Raw genomic sequence first — 19,708 nt, forward strand, 5'->3', positions numbered from 1 at the left:
GGCACGGCGCGGGGCTTCGGCGGCGCCCGCGATGATGGGGGCATGATGACTCTCGCCGAGGCGGACGCGCTGGCCGGCCGCGCGCACGCCGGACAGACCGACAAGATCGGTGTCCCGTACGTCGAGCACGTCCGCGCGGTCGCCGCGGGCCTGGCGCCGCTCGGCCCGCACCTGGCCATGGCCGGGCTGCTCCACGACATCGTCGAGGACACCGACTGGACGGCGGACCGGCTCCGCGCGGCCGGGGTCCCCGACCGGGTCGTCGCCCTCGTCGAAGCCGTCACGAACACCCCGGGCACGGCGTACGAGGAGAAGATCCGCCGGATCGCCCGGGACCCGGACGCCACCCTGGTGAAGATCGCCGACAACGCCCACAACAGCCGCTCCGACCGGGCCGCCGGCCTGCCGTCCGAGCAGCGGGAGCGGCTCGCCGCCAAGTACCGGGCGGCCCGGGAGACCCTGTGGGCGGCGGCCGACCCCGGGCGCATCGCGACGATCCTGCGCGTGGTCAACCCCGAACTCCTGGCGGAACTCGGTCCCGTGTGACCCGGATCACGGGCGACCGCCACGCTTCCGGGATCCGCCCGAGGTGGCGCTGAGGCGTCAGCCCGCCCGGCCCGAGGACCAGCCGGTCAGCTCGGTCGGCCGGTTGGTGATGATCCCGTCCACACCGAGCGCGTCGAGCGCCTTCCAGCGTGCCGGGGAGTCGACCGTCCAGACGTTCACGGCGACGCCCGCCGCGTGCAGCTCGGCGACCACGTCGGGGCGGGTCGTGAGCGCCGTGTCCGCGACGTTGTACGCGGCCAGGTGCAGGTCCCGGGCGAGGGTGACCGGGTCGGCGTCGAGGGTGGCGCGCAGCAGGCCGAGCGGCAGCTCGGGCGCCAGCTGACGGGCGTACCGCAGCGACGGGATGTCGAAGCTCTGGACGAAGACCCGGTCGGTCATGTCCTGGGCCCGGATCTCCCGCACGATCCGGGCGACCTCGGCGCGGCTGTGGCGGCCCTTGATCTCCAGGAGCAGCTTCCCGCCGCGCTCCTTGAGGTCGGCCAGCTGGGCGGCCAGGGTCGGGACGCGGGTGCCGGCGTAGGAGGGGGCGAACCAGGAACCGGCGTCCAGGGCGTCGAGCTGGGCGGCGGTCAGCGAGCGCACCGGCCCGGTGCCGTCGGTGGTCCGGTCGACGGTGGTGTCGTGGACGATGTACGGCACGCCGTCCTTGCTGGGCTGGACGTCGTTCTCGATCCAGACGGCCCCGCCCCGCCGGGCCACCTCGTCGGAGACGAGGGTGTTCTCGGGCGCCGCGGAGGAGGCTCCCCGGTGGGCGATCACCGTCAGGGGCGCCCCGGCCGCGCGCATCCAGGGGCTCGCCGCCGTGGTGGCTTCCGCGACCGGACGGGGCGCGGACTCCGAGGGCTGGGCGGCGACGGCGAAGGCGGTCGCGAGGCCCGCCACGGCGGTGGTCAGGGCGACCAGGCCGACGGTCCTGCGCCGACGGGACCGGGGGGCGGGCGGGTGAGCGTCTCTCATGACCGCCCACCTTAAGGGGTGCGGTGCCGCGCGGGCCGGACCGGGGAGTGGCGTCGCCCCGCGCCGGGCGGCGGCCGGGTCCGTCCGAGTGGTCATGTTTTGACCCACTTGTTCCCAACTGCCCTTCTCGGGTCGAGTCGTTGGCGCTCGCGCCCGAACATTTGCGCTGCCCTCGAACGTTCTGGAACCCTCCGTTCGACTTACTGACACAGGATCAACGGAGGCAACCCCAGATGCCCACACGGCGCATACGGCGCGCATGGCTCACGGCAGCCGCCGCGGCCTCGCTCGCGTTCACCGGCCTCGCGGCGCCCGCCCAGGCGGAGGACGCCCCGCAGAGCTGGAACCAGGAACCCCGCACGACCGAGGCCACTGCCGCGCCGTTCGCGGCCACCGGCTGGACCGCACCCGGCGGAGCGGCCTCGCCCGGCGACTTCACCATGGCCCCCGGCGCGCTGAACGCCGAGACCACCAAGCGCGTCACCCGCCTGGACTCGGTACTCCCCAAGTCCGGCGTGCAGAACCTGCTGGCCGGGGCCAACCGCACCGTACAGCCCTGGTGCTCCCGGGACCCGTTCGCCACGGCCCCGGACCCCGACATCAAGTACTGCCTGCAGAGCGACGACTCCACCTCGCAGGAGTGGATCCCCCAGGGCATGACCGGCGTCTCCGACGCCAAGGACAACGAACTGTGGGGCGACGCGGGCAACATCCAGCTGTTCGCCTCGTACGACGGCTGGGACCCGGGCCGGGAGACCGACCCGAACCCGGCCACCGGCGACTGCACCACGGCCGAGCTGGAAGCCAACGACGCCTGCAACCAGAAGGGCGTCCGCATCACCTTCGTGCAGAGCCGGACCAACCCCGCCACCGGCAGCCCCGAGGTCAAGTACCGGCACGTCCTGCTCGGCTGGACCTACGTGAACTCGGCCGACCACGTCTCCTTCGACGGCCTGCACGCCGCCGAGTACCCGATCCAGAAGGGCGTCCACGCCGGCGGCATCGTCTGGTACGGCAACTACCTCTACGTCGCGGACACCCGCAACGGCCTCCGCGTCTTCGACATGCGCTACATCATGGACCTGGACCCGGACGGCGACCCCAGCACGCACGACGCCATGGGCGCCGACACGGACGGGGTGAAGACCACCGCCAACGTCCAGGACAAGACCAAGGTCGGCCGGCACGACAACGTCTGGTACAGCTTCGGCTACCGCTACGTGATGCCCCAGGTCGCCGCCTGGAAGTTCAAGGCGACCCAGAGCAACCCCCAGGGCTCCTACGCCTGCGTCTCCACCGGCGCGCCCAAGGCCTCCTACATCTCGCTCGACCGCAGCGCCACGCCGGACCGCCTGCTCATGGGCGAGTACTGCCGCCCGCAGAGCGGATACCCGTCCACCGGCCGCATCGCCTCCTACCCCGTCGCGGCGCTCGAAGGACGCTCGGCCGACGTGGCCGCGGAAGGCTGGGCCAACTACCTGCCGCTGACCAACGGCGGCGCGCAGGGCGCGGCGGCCGTCGGCGGCACGCTGTACGTCAACGAGTCCAAGGGCACGGACGAACCGGGCAACCTCTGGCGCTACGCCTGGAACAACGGCCAGCTCGTCCAGAACGGCCAGGCCGTCAAGACCGCCCGCGGCGCCGAGGACCTCTACGTCGAGCGCGGCACCGGCCGGCTGTGGTCCCTCTCCGAGCACCGCCCCGGATCGGCGTCCGACTGCACCGCCAACCGCGACACCTCCGACCCGGCCGGTACCGACTACTGCCAGCGCGTGCTCTACGGCCACAAGCTGAGCTGGCTCGACGGCCAGCCGTAGCGGACCCCTCCCGGGGAGAAGCCGTCGCCCGCCGCCGCGACACGGCGGGCGACGCGAGCCCCTCGCCGGAACCGGCCCGTCTGCGGCATGGTGGACGGCGTGCCCGGAGCCGCGCCGTCGGGGGTTCGCGGCCGGGCGTGCCGAGTCGGGGGGACTCATGGACAGCGGTAAGGGAAGCACGTCGGGCAGATCCGGACACGGCCCGGCGCACGACGACGGAGGGCGCCCGCGGGCACGCGGCCGGGGCGTACTCGAAGGAGCCTTCGCCCTGCTCGACGCCCTGCGCCGCAGCGGCGACGAGGCCGGGGTGACCGAACTGGCGCTGCTCTGCGGAGTGCCCAAGGCCAGCGTCCACCGGCTGCTCGACCAGCTGGTCACCCTCGGCGCCGTGGAACGCCACGGCAACCGCTACCGCGTCGGCCCCCAGCTCTACCGCCTCGGCCAGGCCTGGGAACCGCACCCCGGACTCCGCCCCGCCGCCCGGCTGCCGCTCCAGCGGCTCCGGGCGGCCACCGGCGCGAGCGTCGTCCTCGCCGTCCTGCGCGAGGACATGGCCCTCACGGTCAGCTCGGTCCCCGGGGACATCGAGCCCCTCCTGCCGGTACGGGACGGCATCGCGTTCCGGCTCGACACCGCCGCCGGGAAGGCCCTGCGGGGCCCGCTGCGCGGCGGACCCGTGCTCGACCGGGAGGACGTGATGGCCGGGGTGTGCTGCGCCGCGCTGCCGGTCCGCACCCCCGACGGCCGTACGGTCGCGGCCCTCGCAGGCCTGGTCCCGGCGGGCCGCCCGCTCGACTCGCTGGCCCGGGGCGTCGCCGAGGCGGGAGCCGCGATCGGCCGCGCGATCGCCCGGGGCGGCCCGCGCGCGACGCCCCCGCCGGCCGTCGCCCTCGTCCCCTGACCACCGGGCGAACCCCTTTCGGGCCTCCCCGTTCCGCCCAGCGGAACGCGCGTAGAACCAGGCGGGCCGAGCGGCCACAGTAGAGGTGTGCCGAGGGGAACGGCACACCGGAACCGCCCCGGGAGGGCGGGCCGGAACGACCGTCACGAGAGTGACCCGATGTGTGGGGGGACCACATGCGCAAGAACCGAATCGCCCGAACCGCCGCCACCGCCCTGCTGGGCCTCGGCAGCATCGCCGCCTTCGCCGGGACCGCCCAGGCCGAGCCGATCGACTACGTGCGGATCGAGCTGGTCGAGCTCCACTGCCAGAAGAACAGCGAGGGCGACCACGACGAGGCCTACCTCAAGATCACCGACGCCAACGGCAACGCCGTCAAGGTCTGGCCCGGCAACGGCATCAAGTACCAGACCATGGGCACCGGTTACGTCCGCTCCATGGCCGACGGGAACGGCAACGCGGCCCTCGTCCTGGGCAAGGAGCAGGCCCGCACCCTCACCCTCTGGGACTACGACTCCATCGGTGGCGACGACAAGCTCGGCGCCACGCTCGTCACCGGCAGCGAGGTCGGCGCCGAGACCCAGTGGCGCTCGGTGGAGGGCTCCGGAGGCGTCTACGTCATCGGCTACCGGGTGATCGACATCTGACCTGACGTCAGGACGAGTGAGGGGCCGTGCCGGACGTCCGGCACGGCCCCTCACTCGCGTTCAGCCGGCGTCAGGGCGCCAGCAGTTCGCCCGACCGCGCCACCCGCGCGTACCAGCGGGCGCTGGACTTCGGCGTCCGCTCCAGGGTGTCGTAGTCCACCCGGACCGCGCCGAAGCGCTTCGCATAGCCGTACGCCCACTCGAAGTTGTCGAGCAGCGACCACAGGAAATAGCCGCGCACGTCCACGCCGTCCGCGAGCGCGCGGTGCACGGCCTCCAGATGCGCGTGCACGTACGCCGCCCGCTCCGGGTCGTGCACCGAACCGTCCGGCGCCACCACGTCCTCGTACGCCGCCCCGTTCTCGCTGATGACCAGCGGGAGTTGCGGGTACGCGTCCGACACCCGGGTCAGCAGGTCGTACAGGGCGCTCGCGTCGACCGGCCAGCCCATCGCCGTCCGCTCGCCCGGCGCCCGGTGGAAGGCGACCATGTCCGCCCCGGGCCACGGCGAGTGGTCGCTGTTGCCGTGACCGTCGTCCTGCGGCTTCTCCGCACCCTCCGGAACGTGCGAGACGACCGTCGGGGTGTAGTAGTTGATCGCGAGCAGGTCCAGCGGCTGCGCGATCGCCGCCGGGTCGCCGTCCTTGACGAAGGACCAGTCCGTGAGCTGCGCCGTGTCGAGGATCAGGTCCTCGGGGTAGGCGCCCTCCAGCATCGGCCCGAGCCAGATCCGGTTGCCGACGGCGTCGATGCGGCGGGCCGCGTCGAGGTCCTCGGCGGACCGGGTCAGCGGCCGCACCTCGTGCAGGTTGAGCGAGACCGCGAGCTGCCGGTCGGCCGGCAGCGCGGCCCGCAGCGCCTGCACCGCGAGACCGTGCCCGAGGTTGAGGTGGTGGGCGGCGCGCAGCGAGGCGACCGGGTCCGTGCGGCCCGGGGCGTGCACCCCGGAGCCGTACCCCAGGAAGGCGCTGCACCAGGGCTCGTTGAGGGTGGTCCAGCGGGTCACCCGGTCCCCGAGGGCGCCCGCGACGATCCCCGCGTACTCGGCGAAGCGCTCCGCGGTCGCCCGCTCCGGCCAGCCCCCGGCGTCCTCCAGCTCCTGCGGCAGGTCCCAGTGGTAGAGGGTGAGCGCCGGCTCGATCCCGGCGGCGAGCAGCTCGTCGACGAGCGCCCGGTAGAAGTCCAGCCCCTTCTGGACGGCCGGACCCCGCCCGGTGGGCTGCACCCGGGACCAGGAGACGGAGAACCGGTAGGCGTTCAGGCCGAGTTCCGACATGATCGCGACGTCCTCGCGGAACCGGTGGTAGTGGTCCACCGCCACGTCACCGGTGTGGCCCTCGAAGACCTTGCCGGGGGTGTGCGAGAAGGTATCCCAGATGGACGGGGTACGGCCGTCCTCGGCCGCCGCTCCCTCGATCTGGTACGCGGCGGTGGCCGCGCCCCAGAGGAAGTCGGCCGGGAACGAGCGGGTGGCCGTGAGCGGCCGGGTTTCGGACGCGGTCATATGAGAGCGCTCCCAACGCGGGTACGGGGTCGGTACGTTCGGTACGAAAGGGGGTCGGACGGTCAGCTCTTGACGGCGCCGGCCGTGATGCCGCCCACGATGTGCTTGCCCAGGAAGGCGAAGACCAGGAGGAGCGGCACGGTGGATATCAGGGCGCCGGTCAGGACGACGGCGTGGTCCACGGTGTGGTTGCCCGCGCCCAGTCCGGCGAGCGCCACCTGAAGGGTGGGGTTGCCGTCGGGGGTGAGGGCGATGAAGGGCCAGAAGAAGTCGTTCCAGGCCTGGACGAAGACCAGCATGCCGAGCACGGCCATGGCGGGCCTGGCTACCGGGAACACCACGTGCCAGATGATCCGGAGGCTGTGGGCACCGTCCATCCGGGCGGCTTCCACCAGCTCCATCGGGAGGGCCTCTACCAGGAACTGGCGCATGAAGAACACGCCGAAGGCGGCCACGAGCGAGGGCAGCACCACCGACTGGAGCTGGTCGAACCAGCCGAGGTCGGTGATGATCTGGTACAGCGGGATGACGCTGAGCTGCGGCGGGATCGTCATGGTGGCGACCACGAGCGAGAGCAGCATGCCCCTGCCCCGGAACGGCAGCTTGGCGAAGGCGAAGCCGGCGAGCGTGGAGAACAGCACGGTGGACAGGGCCACCAGGCTCGCCACGATCGTGGTGTTGACGAGCGCCGCCCCCATGTCGACCTGGTTCCAGGCGAAGCTGAGGTTGTCCAGCAGGCGGTTGCCGGGCAGCAGCGGCGCCGGGGCCTCCACGACCCGCTCGCCGCTGTGCGAGGCGGCGACCACGTTCCAGTACAGCGGGAAGAGCGAGACGAAGGCGGCCACGGCGAGCAGGACGTAGGTGAGCGGTCCTGCGTGGTGCTGGCGGCCGGCGGTCTGCCGGAAGCGGCCTCCGGCCCGGCCCGCCCGGGGCTCGGTCCGGGGCTTGTCGAGAGTGTGCGCCATGAGGTCAGCCCCCCAGCTTCTTGCGGTTGTGGCGGGAGACGAGCGCCTGGCCGCCGCCGACGATCAGCAGGAGCAGCAGCATGACCCATGCGATCGCCGAAGCCTGGCCCAGCGCGCCGGTGACCCAGCCCTTCTCGTACATCAGCAGGCTCAGGGTCTGGAACTGGTTGCCGCTGCCGCCGCTGATGCCGACGCTGCCGCCGAACAGCATCGGCTCGCCGAACAGCTGGGTGGCGCCGATGGTGGACACGACGATCGTGAAGAGGATGGTCGGCCGGATGGAGGGGATCGTGACGCTGATGAACTGGCGCCAGCGCGAGGCCCCGTCGAGCGAGGCGGCCTCGTACAGGTCCTGCGGCACGGCCTGCATGGCGGCCAGGTAGATCAGCGCGTTGTAGCCGGTCCAGCGCCAGGTGACGATCACCGAGATGGCGATCTGGGCCGGCCACTTGGACGACTCCCAGTTCACCGGGTCGATGCCGGCCCAGCCGAGGACGCCGTTGATCATGCCGTAGTCGGTGTTGAACAGCTGGGCGAAGACCAGGGTCGCCGCCGCGATGGACGTGGCGTACGGGGCGAGGATCGCCACCCGGAAGAAGCCCCGGCCGCGGAGCTTGTAGTTGAGCAGATGCGCCAGCCCCAGGGCCATGAGCAGCTGGGGGACGGTCGAGATCACCCCGATGGTGAAGGTGTTGAGGAGCGCGTTCCAGAAGAACTCGCTGGTCGCGAGGTCGGTGTAGTTCTCCAGGCCCTTCCACGTGGGGTCTCCGCCGAGTTCGACCCGGTTGAGCGAGAGCCAGCCGGTGTAGATCAGCGGGAAGAGGCCGAAGGCGGCGAAGGTGAGGAAGAAGGGGGCGACGAAGACGTACGGGATCGCCTTGAGGTCCCAGCGGTAGAGCGTGCTGCGCCAGCCGCCCGGGGCGGAACGGCGGCCGCGACGGCCGGGGGAGGAGGGCGGGGCGGCGGGCGGCGGGGAGCCGTCCGGCCTCGCCCGAACGGAGGTGGCCACGGGGGCGTCCTTCCAGGTCGATGCGTGCGGTGGTGCGGACGGTGCCGGTCCGCCGCGGGCAGGCGGCGGCGGACCGGCACACGGCCCCCGCTACTGGTCGATCTTGTCGTCGACCAGCTTCTTGACGTTCTCCCAGGCCTTGGCCGGGTCGGTGCCGCGCTGCTCGATGTCGAGGATGCCGTTGTCGGTGAGGAAGGTCTTGACCTGGCCGTCGTAGCGGCTGATCACGGCCGGGGTGATGCCGGCCGCGGCGCTGGAGAAGATCTTGCCGACGGGGGTGTCACCGAAGTAGGGCAGCTTCGCCTCCTGGACCGCCGAGGAGGCGAGCGTGTCCTTGGAGGAGGGGATGTTGCCGTTCACGGCGAACACCTTGGCGTGCTGCTCGGGGGCGGTCAGCCAGGCGGCCAGTTCGGCGGCCTCCTTGGTGTGCTTGCCGGCCTTCGGCACGGCGAGGAAGGAGCCGCCCCAGTTGCCCGCGACCGGCGGGGCCGCCACGTCCCACTTGCCCTGGTTGGCCGGGCCCGCCTGGTCCTTGATGATGCCGGTCATCCAGCTGGGGCAGGCGACGGTCGCGAACTTCGAGTTCTTGAAGGCCGCGTTCCAGGTGCCCTTCTCGTCGAACTGCCGGAGCTTGGCGGTGAGTCCGCCTTGGGCCGCCGTGACGGCGGTCTCCCAGGCCTTCTTCACGCCGGGGCTGTTCTCCCAGTCGAGTTCGCCGCTCGTGTTGGCGTACTGGACCGGGTCGCTGGAGACCACCGCGTTGAAGAGGCCGCTGGCCGAGTCGTGGAAGGCGGTGCCGGCCGGCGCGGCGGCCTTGTACTTCTCCCCGGTGGCGATGAACTTGGCCCAGTCGCCCGCCCACAGCTTGCCGACGGCGTCGCGCTCGGTGGGCAGCTTGGCCTTGGCGAAGAGGTCCTTGTTGTAGCAGATGGCCATCGGTCCGATGTCGGTGCCGAGGCCGATGACCTTGCCGTCGCCGGTGGTGGCCTGCTTGACCTTCCAGTCGAGGAAGGCGTCCATCTTCGCGCCGCCCTCCTTGCTCAGGTCGACCCACTTGTTCGCCATCGCGGGGCCGGTCGCCTCGGCGATGTAACCGACCTCGACGGCCTGGATGTCGGCGACGCCGCTGTTCTGGGCGAGGCGGAGCTTGAGCGTGTCCCAGTACTTCTGGCCGTCGGAGACGTTCGACTCCTCGATCTTGATGTTCGGGTGGAGCCGCTCGTACTCGGCGTAGAGCTTCGCGCCGGTCTTGTTGTCGTAGCCGAAGGAACCGAAGGTCCCGATCCGCAGCGTGATCTTCTCGCCGGCCTTGCCGCCCCCGCCGGCCTTGCCGCCGTTGTCGTCGTCGCTGCCGCAACCGGTGAGCAGGGTCGTGCCGGTCACGACGACGGCGACTGCCGCGATCGCCGCACGGCGTCCGCGTCTGCTGCTGGAAGTGCGCATTCCACTCTCCTCGTCCAAGGTGGTGCTCGTTGTGCGCCCACGAGGTCCGGCCGGCTGTTCGCGGCTCGGCGGCGTCCGCCAGGACCTGGTGCAAGGCTGTGCGCATCCCGGATGGGAGCGCTCCCACGTCGTTGCCGGAAGGTTGCTGCCTGGCGGGTGTGAGTGTCAAGACATGAACGCGGATTCGTTACCGGAAGGTTTTCCGGGCGTTTCGCGGGCCCGGGCGGGGGCGGGTCACGTCATCTCCTGAACGCGGCTCGTGGCGCGCCGGTGGTGTGTGGACTACTGTGGGAGCGCTCCCATCCCTGCTTTCGTTCCCGGCCGGGCCCTGGTGAGCTGCGCGTTGTCCTACGAGGGGAGTTCGGGAGTTGTGAACGGACGGCAGAGCGGCAGACCCACCCTGGAGGAGGTCGCGGCCAGGGCCGGGGTCGGCCGGGGCACGGTCTCCCGGGTCATCAACGGCTCCCCCCGGGTGAGCGAGCAGACCAGAACGGCCGTCGCCCAGGCCGTCGCCGAGCTCGGCTACGTGCCCAACCAGGCCGCCCGCGCCCTGGCCGGCAGCCGTACGGACGCGATCGCCCTCGTCATCCCCGAGGTCGAGGCCCGGCTCTTCGCGGAGCCCTACTTCCTCGACCTCATCCGCGGAGTCAGCGCCGAACTCGCCGACGCCGACAAACAATTGCTCCTCACCCTGATCCGCAGCGAACAGGAACGGCAGCGCTTCGAGCAGTACCTCGCCGCCCAACGCGTCGACGGCGTCCTGCTCGCCTCCGTGCACGGCGACGACCCGCTGCCCGAGCGCGTCAGGGAACTGGGCCTGCCCGTCGTGATGAACGGCCGCCGCTCCGAGGCCGAGCCCGTGCCGTACGTCGACTCCGACAACATCGGCGCCGGCCGGGCGGCCGTCGCCCACCTCGTGGCCCGCGGCCGCGGCAGGATCGCGACCGTCACCGGGCCGCTCGACATGTACGTGGCGCGCGCCCGGCTCGGCGGCTACCGGGCCGGCCTCACGGAGGCCGGGCTCACCCCCGACGAGGCGCTGGTCTCCGCGGGCGACTTCACCGAGGAGGGCGGCCGACGGGCCATGCGCCTGCTGCTCGACCGAAGCCCCGACCTGGACGCCGTCTTCGCCGCGTCCGACGTGATGGCGGCCGGCGCCCGCGCGGCCCTGCGGGAGGCGGGCCGCCGGGTCCCCGACGACGTGGCCCTCGTCGGGGTCGACGACTCGCCGGTGGCACGGCTGATGGACCCGCCGCTGACGAGCGTCCGGCAGCCCATCGAGGAGATGGGACGCACGATGGCACGGATGCTGATCCAGGAGATCCAGGGGGACGGAGAGGCCCCGGCGGAGCCCCGTCGGCAGGTCCTCCCGACGGAGCTGATCGCCCGCAAGTCGTGCTGACGCCGACGGGCGGGCGCGCGCAGCCTGCCGCGGCCGGCCGGGACCCGGAGGTCCGGCCGGCCGCGGGGCCTGGGCGGGTGGTGCGGCGCCGGCTTCCCGGCGCCGGTTTCCCCGCGACTTCCCGGGGCGGCGGGTGTCGCCCCGGCGGGCACTACAGCGCCGGGTGGGCGTTCTTCATGAGCTCCTGGAACTGGGCCGAGAACCACTGGCCCGCGAGCGGCGAGTCCGGCAGCGCGCCCGACATGCTGTTCCCGTTACGGGCGTTGCCCGTGTAGGTCGGGTCGCACATCCGGTCGAAGCCCTTGCCCTCGTTGTTCGGGATCTCCTTGCTGGCGCCGTCGGACTCGCCCGGGGGCTTCATCCAGACGTACGCGTCGATGCCCGCGGCGGGCGCCGCCTGGGGCCGCTCACCGAGGCCCGCGCCGGACTGGTTGCACCAGTTGCCGAGGTGGATGCGCCGGTCGTACTTACCGCCGTTGACGTAGGTGTCGACGGTGGTCGTCGGGCCCGCGGCGGTGGGCCGGGCCGCGCCGCCCCAGCCGTTGCGGGAGGTGTCGATCAGCATGCCGAGGTTGCTGTCGAAGCCCAGCGAGACGAGCTTGGCCCGCATCGCCTGGGCGTAGGACAGCTCGTCGGTGTACCGGTTCCAGTCGACCCACTTCGACTGGCGCACGGAGACGCCGTTGACGCTGTCGTTGATGGTGAAGTGGTCCTCCTTCAGGGCGCTGTAGTTGGCGGTGTTGACGATGAAGCCGTGGACGTTGGAGAGCGTGGAGCCCTCGGCCGTGGCGGCCTGCTTGAACAGCTCGGCGGAGGCGCCGAAGTTGTCGTCCCAGCCCAGCCAGCCGTGGTGGCCGGCGTCCACGTAGTTGTAGACGTTGCCGATCGCGCCGAGCTTCTTCAGCGCGTAGCCGACGCCGGTGATGTAGTTGCCGTTGGCCTTCATGACGTCGCAGTTGGCCGTGGCGGTCGGGCGGCCGGAGACGTTGGTGACCAGGTTGGGCAGCGAGTCGATCTCGACCGTGGTGACGATCCGCAGGCCCGCGTACTTGGAGTCGGCGAGGATCGCGGCGATCGGGTCGATGTACTCGGTCTTGTAGCGGCCGATCTCGGTCGGGCCGAGCTCGCCGTTGGCGGCGAGGGCGGCGCAGTCGCGGCCCGGCAGGTTGTAGATGACCAGCTGGACGACCAGCTCGCCGGAGCCCTTCTGGCGCAGGGCCTCGTCGAGGTGGGCACGCAGGCCCATGGAGGTGGCGGAGCCGTTGACGGCGGCGATGCGGTCGAGCCAGACGCCGGTGGGCTGGTTCGAGATCCTGGTGCCGCCCGGTTCGGCGGCGGCCTTGGCGGCCCACTCGGGGTTCACGTAAACCTTGGCGCCGGCGTAGGGGTTGTCGGCCTTGCTGCCGGCCGGCGGTGTGGTGGGCGGGGTGGTCGGGGGAGTGGTGGGCGGGGTGGTCGGCGGCGTCGTGGGCTCGGTGGCGCCGTTGCAGACGACGCCGTTGAGCTTGAAGGTCGCGGGCACGGCGTTGGTGCCGCTGTACGAGCCGTTGAAGCCGAAGGAGGTTGAACCGCCGGTCGCCAGGGTTCCGTTGTAGGAGACGTTCTTGGCGGTGACGGCGGCGCCGGACTGGGTGATGGTGGCGTTCCAGCCCTGGGTGACCTGCTGGTTGCCGGCGTAGCTCCATTCGAGGGTCCAGGAGGCCACCGGGTCACCGGTGTTGGTGACCGTGACGTTGGTCCCGAAGCCGGTGCTCCACTGGTTGGTGATCTGGTAGTCGACCTTGCAGCCGGGGGTGGCGGCGCCCGCGGTGGCGGTGCCGAAGACGGTGGCGGTGGCGCCGGTGGCCGTGATGAGGCCGAGTGCGGCCAGGAGGGCGGTGCGACTGGTGCGGCTCATGCGGGTGGGGTTCCTTTCACGGGGTGAGGGAGCGCAGGTGATCGCGCAGCCCGATGCCGAATGCGGTGGGAGTGCCGTCGTACGAACTGATCAGTGCGGGGCCGGAGTTGCAGTTCCAGGTGTTCCAGGTCCAGCCCAGGTACGAGAGGCCGCGGTCGTCGAACCACTTCATGACGCGGTCGATGAACGCGTGTCCGCAGGTGTTCTCACCGATCTCGCCCGCGAGGAGGGGTACCTCGGCGGCCACCGGGGCGAGGGTGTTGTTCCAGCACGTCTCGTCGGCGCAGGTGTTGAAGTTGTAGACGTGCCAGGCGGCGGCCAGATTGCCCGCCGGGTCAGTGGGGCGGTACGAGAGCCACTGGCTCAGGTCGTTGGAGTACGCGATGCCCGGGGCGAGGATCAGGTTCCTCGATCCGGTGGCGCGGACCGCGTCCACCAGGTCCTGCATGCCGGCGACCTCGTAGCCGATGCCGGGGCAGCTGCCGCCGTCGCGCCAGCAGGACCAGGCCTGGGTCGCGGTGGAGGTCGCCCGGTCCGGATAGGGCTCGTTGAACAGGTCGAAGACGACCCGCTTGTCGTTCTTGAAGGTGTTCGCCACCGAGGTCCAGAACGCCGGGGTGTACTGGGCGTTCGGCATCGGCTTCTGGCAGGAGGCGTGCACGTCGGCGCAGCCGGAGGAGTTGCCGGTGTACTGGCCGTACGTCCAGTGGAGTTCGACCACCGGGGTCATGCCGTGCGCCAGGACCTTGGTGACCAGGTCCTTGACGGCGTTGACGTAGGGGGTACCGCGGTACTCGGGCTTGATGTTGTCCAGGCCGAGCCAGCACTCCTCGTTGAGCGGGATGCGGACGGTGTTGGCCTTCCAGTCGGCGATGGCCTTGACGGACGCGTCGTCGACGGGACCGTCCCAGATGCCGTAGCCCTGGACGCACATGAACTCGCCGCCGGAGCGGTTGACCCCGAGCAGTCGGCGGGTGGCGCCGTTCTGGTCGGTGAACTTGTTGCCGGAGACGCTGAGTTCGGGTGCTCCGGTCACGGGGGTGGGTGTGGTGGGCGGCGTCGTCGGGGGAGTGGTGGGCGGGGTGGTCGGAGGAGTGGTGGGTGGCGTGGTCGGGTCGGTGGGCGTGGGCGTCGGTGGGGTGCCCGAGTCGCACGGCGTGCCGTTGAGCGTGAACGCGGTGGGTGCCGTGTTGGCGCCCGACCAGGAGGCGAGGAAGCCGCCCGTGATCTTCGCGCCCGTGCCGAGCGCGGCGTTCCAGCTCTCGTTCACGACCGTGACGTTCGTCCCGGACTGGGACCACTTGCCGCCCCAGCCCTGGCTGACGACCTGGCCGGCCGGGAAGGCGAAGCCGAGGCTCCAGCCGTTCAGCGCGGCACCGTTGTTGGTGACGGTGACGGCGCCCTGGTAGCCGCCGGCCCACTGGCCGACGACCGAGTACTCCACCGTGCAGGCGGGTGCGGCCGCGGCTCCTGAGGCCGTACCCATGAGGGCGAACGCGGTGCTCGCCATCGTGAGCGCCGCTCCGGAGAGCAGCGCGGACAGACGTGGGGGATGTCGCATGAGCGAGTCCTCGCAGCGAGGGCACACCCCTGACGGTGTGCCGACCGGACGGATTCGCTCCCACTGGTCGGGCAGACCGTAGCGGCAACTCATGCCAAGGAAAAGAGGAGTTGGGTAAATTCCCCGGCTTTTGACTTCGACTTCCTCACACATCTTGACGGCGTTGGGCCCCAACTGCACAGTGGGAGCGCTCCCACTGGTTCAAAGCTTGACTGTCACACCGTCCAGCTCTTCGCTCCCCCGACCTCCCGAGCCGCGAGGAGAACCACCGCATGCCACGCCTCCGAGCACGAACGCGACCACGCCGGCAGCTGACCGCGCTGGCCGCGGCGCTCTCCCTCCCGCTGGGCCTCACGGCCGTCGGCGCCACCACGGCCCAGGCCGCCGACGTGCAGTGCAGCGTCGACTACAAGACGAACGACTGGGGTTCGGGCTTCACCGCCGAGCTCACCCTCACCAACCGGGCCGCCGCCGCCCTGAACGGCTGGACCCTCACCTACGCCTACGCCGGCGACCAGAAGCTCACCAACGGCTGGAGCGGCGTCTGGTCGCAGTCCGGCAAGAACGTCACCGTGACCAACGCGTCCTGGAACGGCACCCTCGCCCCCGGGGCCGCCGTCACCACCGGTGCCCAGTTCACCTACAGCGGCGCCAACGCGGCGCCCAGCTCCTTCGCGGTCAACGGCACCCCCTGCACGGGCGCCCACCAGCCGCCCGTCGCCGTCCTCACCAGCCCGGCACCGGGAGCCGTCTTCACCGCGGGCGCCGCGGTGCCGCTCGCCGCCACGGCGGCCGCGGCCGACAGCGCCACCGTGAGCAAGGTGGAGTTCTACAGCGACACCACGCTCCTCGGCACCGACACCACCGCGCCCTTCACCTTCAGCGCCACCGGCCTCGCCACCGGCGCCCACTCCCTCTACGCCAAGGCCTACGACAGCCTCGGCGCCTCCGCCGAGTCCGCGCCCGTCGGCATCACCGTCGCCGCGGGACCCGCGCTCGTCGCCGCTCCGAGCCAGCTCGGAGTACGCCAGGGCGCCTCCGGCACCTTCGACCTGAAGCTCTCCACCGCCCCCACCACGAACGTCACGGTGAGCGTCGCCCGTACCTCGGGCAACACCAACCTCACCGCGAGCCCGGCCACGCTCACCTTCACCCCGGCGAACTGGAACACCGCCCAGAAGGTGACCGTCACCGCCGCGGCCACCGGCACCGGCTCGGCCGTCTTCACGGCGACCGCCCCCGGCCACGCCAAGGCCGAGGTCACCGTCGCCCAGCTGGCCGCGGACTCCACGTACGACGCCCGCTTCCTCGACCTGCACGGGAAGATCACCAACCCGGCCAACGGCTACTTCTCGCCCGAGGGCATCCCGTACCACTCCGTCGAGACGCTGATCGTCGAGGCCCCCGACCACGGGCACGAGACGACCTCGGAGGCGTACAGCTATCTGATCTGGCTCCAGGCCATGTACGGCAAGATCACCGGTGACTGGACCAAGTTCAACGGCGCCTGGGACACCATGGAGAAATTCATGATCCCCACCCACGCCGACACGCCGACCACCGGCAGCTACAACGCCTCGAAGCCGGCGACCTACGCGCCCGAGTGGGACCTGCCCTCGCAGTACCCGTCGCGCCTCGACGGCGGCGTCACCGCCGGCGTCGACCCGATCGCGGGCGAGCTGAAGAGCGCCTACGGCACCGACGACATCTACGGCATGCACTGGATCCAGGACGTCGACAACGTCTACGGCTTCGGCAACGAGCCCGGCAAGTGCTCCGCCGGACCGACGGCCACCGGCCCCTCGTACATCAACACCTTCCAGCGCGGCCCGCAGGAGTCCGTCTGGGAGACCGTCACCCACCCGACCTGCGACAAGTTCGCCTACGGTGGCAAGAACGGCTACCTCGACCTCTTCACCGGCGACTCCTCCTACGCCAAGCAGTGGAAGTTCACCAACGCCCCCGACGCCGACGCCCGCGCCGTCCAGGCCGCCTACTGGGCCGACCTCTGGGCCAAGGAGCAGGGCAAGGGCACCCAGGTCGCCACGACCGTCGGCAAGGCCGCCAAGATGGGCGACTACCTGCGGTACGCCATGTTCGACAAGTACTTCAAGAAGATCGGCAACTGCGTCGGCCCGACCACCTGCCCGGCCGGCACCGGCAAGGACAGCGCCAGCTACCTGCTCTCCTGGTACTACGCCTGGGGCGGCGCGACCGACACCTCGGCCGGCTGGTCGTGGCGCATCGGCTCCAGCCACAACCACAGCGGCTACCAGAACCCGCTGGCCGCCTACGCGCTCAGCGAGTACGCCCCGCTCAAGCCCAAGTCGGCGACGGGCCAGGCGGACTGGGCGACCAGCCTCGACCGGCAGCTGGAGTTCTACCGCTGGCTCCAGTCCGACGAGGGCGCCATCGCGGGCGGCGCCACCAACAGCTGGCAGGGCCGGTACGCCACCCCGCCGGCCGGCACCCCCACCTTCCACGGCATGTACTACGACGAGAAGCCCGTCTACCACGACCCGGCGTCCAACCAGTGGTTCGGCTTCCAGGCCTGGTCCATGGAGCGCGTCGCCGAGTACTACCAGCAGACCGGTGACGCGGCGGCGAAGACCGTCCTCGACAAGTGGGTCACCTGGGCGCTGTCCAAGACCACGATCAACCCCGACGGCACCTACCGCATCCCGTCCACCCTCCAGTGGTCCGGCGCGCCCGACACCTGGAACGCGGCGAACCCCGGCGCCAACGCCGGGCTGCACGTCACCGTCGCCGACTACACCGACGACGTCGGCGTGGCCGCCGCCTACGCCAAGACGCTCACCTACTACGCGGCCAAGTCCGGCCACGCCGAGGCCAAGCGGGTCGCCAAGGCCCTCCTCGACGGCATGTGGGCCCACCACCAGGACCCGCTGGGCATCGCCGTCCCGGAGACCCGCGCCGACTACAACCGGTTCGACGACCCCGTGTACGTGCCGAACGGCTGGACCGGCACCATGCCGAACGGCGACCCGGTGAACGCCACCTCCACCTTCGCCTCGATCCGTTCCTTCTACAAGAACGACCCGGCCTGGCCCAAGATCGAGGCCTACCTGGCGGGCGGCGCCGCGCCCGTCTTCACGTACCACCGGTTCTGGGCCCAGGCGGACATCGCCCTGGCCATGGGCTCGTACGCGGAGCTGCTCGAATAACAGCCCGCCCCGCGAGAGCGGGCTCCACGTACGACGAGGCCGGGCGGTTCCCGAGAGGGGCCCGCCCGGCCTTCGGCCGACGCGGATCCGTGATCCATTGACGCGCGAAGTCCCGGCTCCTACGTTCTCGTTCGGAAATACGGCCATCGGTCGATATTTCGAACAATCTGAACGAGAGGGAATCGCGTGTCCCACACCGAACGCACCACCCGCACCGCTCGTTTCACCGTCGACCCCGACTTCACCGTCGGGCCCGTCGACCCCCGCCTCTTCGGCTCCTTCGTCGAACACCTCGGCCGCTGCGTCTACACCGGCATCCACGAACCCGGCCACCCCACCGCCGACGAGGACGGACTCCGCACCGACGTCCTGGAGCTCGTCCGCGAGCTCGGGGTCACCGCGATCCGCTACCCCGGCGGCAACTTCGTCTCCGGATACCGCTGGGAAGACGGCACCGGCCCGGTCGGGGAGCGCCCCCGCCGGCTCGACGTCGCCTGGCGGACCACCGAGACCAACCGCTTCGGACTCGGCGAGTTCATCGCCTTCCTCAGGAAGGTCGGTCCGCAGGCCGAGCCGATGATGGCGCTCAACCTCGGCACCCGCGGCATCCCCGAGGCCATGGACCTCGTCGAGTACGCCAACCACCCCGGCGGCACCGAACTCTCCGACCGCCGGATCGCCCACGGCGCCAAGGACCCCTACGGCATCCGCCTGTGGTGCCTCGGCAACGAGATGGACGGCACCTGGCAGACCGGGCAGAAGACCGCCGAGGAGTACGGGCGGCTCGCCGCGCAGACGGCCCGCGCCCTGCGCCAGATCGACCCCGGGCTCGAACTCGTCGCCTGCGGCAGCTCGGCGCGCGGCCTGCCCACCTTCGCCGCCTGGGAGGCGACCGTCCTCGCGGAGACGTACGAGGTCGTCGACCACGTCTCGCTGCACGCCTACTACGAGGAGGTGGACGGCGACCGCGACTCCTTCCTCGCCTCCGCCGTCGACATGGAGGCCTTCATCAAGGAGGTCGTCGCCACCTGCGACCACGTCGGCGCCCGGCTCAAGTCGCCGAAGAAGCTCACCCTCTCCTTCGACGAGTGGAACGTCTGGTACCAGCGCCGGCCCAACCCCCACCCCGTGGCGGACTGGCAGGAGGCCCCGCGCCTCCTGGAGGACGTCTACACCGTCACCGACGCCGTCGTCTTCGGCACCCTCCTGATCACCCTGCTGCGCCACGCCGACCGGGTCGCGGTCGCCTGTCTCGCCCAGCTCGTCAACGTGATCGCCCCGATCATGACCGAACCCGGCGGTCCCGCCTGGCGCCAGACCACCTTCTTCCCCTTCGCCCAGGCCTCCCGGTACGGCCGGGGAACCGTCCTCGACGTGCGGGTGGACTCGCCGGCGTACCCCACCGAGCGGTACGGGGACGTCCCGCTGCTGCACGCCACGGCCGTGCGCGGCGAGGACGGCGGCGTCACCGTCTTCGCGGTCAACCGTGGCCGGAACGCGCCCCTGGACCTGGCGGTCGCCCTGCGCGGTCTCGACCTGGGCCGGGTCGTCGAGCACAGCGTGCTCGCGGACTCCGACCCGGAGGCGCGCAACACCCTCGACGAGCCGGAGCGGGTCGTCCCGCACGCGGGGGAGGGCGCGACGCTCGTGGACGGGACGCTGCGGGCCGTGCTCGAACCGATGTCGTGGAACGTGATCCGGCTGCTCTGACCGGCCATGCATTGAATCCTTTCAGCCTGGTCGTCCCCTCCTCTCGCTCGAAGCGCTTCGAAAGATCCTGTCCGAAGCGTTGACGTGGCTGACGGGCGAACCTACTTTGTCCCAGCAAGCGCTTTCCTGAAACGTTCTAATCA

Annotated in this window: 14 protein-coding genes; 7 read left to right on the forward strand and 7 right to left on the reverse strand. The window is 71.3% G+C overall.

Translation table 11 applies throughout. The annotated features are described in order from the left end of the window. The first annotated feature begins 42 nt into the window (after positions 1–42). On the forward strand, positions 43–546 hold the full coding sequence (locus DEJ43_RS32960) for an HD domain-containing protein (protein WP_041663171.1): 504 nt from the start codon (positions 43–45) through the stop codon (positions 544–546). A 57-nt stretch (positions 547–603) separates the two neighbouring features. On the opposite strand, the gene DEJ43_RS32965 is transcribed toward DEJ43_RS32960, so the two are convergent. Next, positions 604–1,524 carry a glycerophosphodiester phosphodiesterase gene (locus DEJ43_RS32965; RefSeq protein WP_015037767.1) on the reverse strand — a complete coding sequence of 307 codons (921 nt, stop codon included), beginning with the start codon at positions 1,522–1,524 and terminating at the stop codon, positions 604–606. 233 nt (positions 1,525–1,757) lie between these two features. On the opposite strand from DEJ43_RS32965, the gene DEJ43_RS32970 reads away from it, so the two are divergent. The 3 genes from DEJ43_RS32970 (at position 1,758) to DEJ43_RS32980 (ending at position 4,889) form a co-directional block, all read left to right on the forward strand. Next, positions 1,758–3,341 (forward strand): hypothetical protein, encoded by a 1,584-nt coding sequence (locus tag DEJ43_RS32970; protein ID WP_015037768.1) that lies wholly within the window; start codon positions 1,758–1,760, stop codon positions 3,339–3,341. A gap of 157 nt (positions 3,342–3,498) precedes the next feature. Further along, complete coding sequence (locus tag DEJ43_RS32975; protein ID WP_015037769.1) at positions 3,499–4,242, forward strand: IclR family transcriptional regulator; 744 nt, start codon at positions 3,499–3,501, stop codon at positions 4,240–4,242. 176 nt (positions 4,243–4,418) lie between these two features. Beyond that, a complete protein-coding gene (locus DEJ43_RS32980) occupies positions 4,419–4,889 on the forward strand; it encodes a hypothetical protein (RefSeq protein WP_202490841.1) in 471 nt (156 codons plus the stop codon). Positions 4,890–4,959: 70 nt separating this feature from the next. Here the strand turns inward: DEJ43_RS32980 and DEJ43_RS32985 are convergent, their stop codons facing one another. The 4 genes from DEJ43_RS32985 to DEJ43_RS33000 form a co-directional block, all read right to left on the reverse strand. Beyond that, a complete protein-coding gene (locus DEJ43_RS32985) occupies positions 4,960–6,393 on the reverse strand; it encodes a GH1 family beta-glucosidase (RefSeq protein ID WP_015037771.1) in 1,434 nt (477 codons plus the stop codon). Positions 6,394–6,455: 62 nt separating this feature from the next. Next, positions 6,456–7,358, reverse strand: a complete 903-nt coding sequence (locus DEJ43_RS32990; RefSeq protein WP_015037772.1) for a carbohydrate ABC transporter permease — start codon at positions 7,356–7,358, stop codon at positions 6,456–6,458. A gap of 4 nt (positions 7,359–7,362) precedes the next feature. After that, positions 7,363–8,367, reverse strand: a complete 1,005-nt coding sequence (locus DEJ43_RS32995; RefSeq protein ID WP_015037773.1) for a carbohydrate ABC transporter permease — start codon at positions 8,365–8,367, stop codon at positions 7,363–7,365. A 90-nt stretch (positions 8,368–8,457) separates the two neighbouring features. Continuing rightward, entirely contained in the window at positions 8,458–9,810 is a 1,353-nt protein-coding gene (locus DEJ43_RS33000) for an ABC transporter substrate-binding protein (RefSeq protein ID WP_015037774.1), read from the reverse strand. 370 nt (positions 9,811–10,180) lie between these two features. Here DEJ43_RS33000 and DEJ43_RS33005 point away from each other — a divergent pair, with 370 nt between their 5' ends. After that, entirely contained in the window at positions 10,181–11,212 is a 1,032-nt protein-coding gene (locus DEJ43_RS33005) for a LacI family DNA-binding transcriptional regulator (protein ID WP_015037775.1), read from the forward strand. A 151-nt stretch (positions 11,213–11,363) separates the two neighbouring features. On the opposite strand, the gene DEJ43_RS33010 is transcribed toward DEJ43_RS33005, so the two are convergent. Further along, positions 11,364–13,109, reverse strand: coding sequence for a glycoside hydrolase family 6 protein (locus tag DEJ43_RS33010; RefSeq protein WP_071892272.1), 1,746 nt, complete (start codon positions 13,107–13,109; stop codon positions 11,364–11,366). Between the two features lie 16 nt (positions 13,110–13,125). Then, positions 13,126–14,670: a cellulase family glycosylhydrolase gene (locus tag DEJ43_RS33015; protein WP_079179237.1), complete on the reverse strand. Its 1,545-nt coding sequence runs from the start codon at positions 14,668–14,670 to the stop codon at positions 13,126–13,128. A 272-nt stretch (positions 14,671–14,942) separates the two neighbouring features. On the opposite strand from DEJ43_RS33015, the gene DEJ43_RS33020 reads away from it, so the two are divergent. Further along, positions 14,943–17,855, forward strand: a complete 2,913-nt coding sequence (locus DEJ43_RS33020; RefSeq protein ID WP_015037780.1) for a glycoside hydrolase family 48 protein — start codon at positions 14,943–14,945, stop codon at positions 17,853–17,855. A gap of 186 nt (positions 17,856–18,041) precedes the next feature. Continuing rightward, positions 18,042–19,565, forward strand: coding sequence for an arabinosylfuranosidase ArfA (gene arfA / locus DEJ43_RS33025; protein WP_015037781.1), 1,524 nt, complete (start codon positions 18,042–18,044; stop codon positions 19,563–19,565). Positions 19,566–19,708: the final 143 nt, after the last annotated feature.

The sequence above is a fragment of the Streptomyces venezuelae ATCC 10712 genome, from assembly GCF_008639165.1.
Lineage (GTDB): Bacteria > Actinomycetota > Actinomycetes > Streptomycetales > Streptomycetaceae > Streptomyces > Streptomyces venezuelae.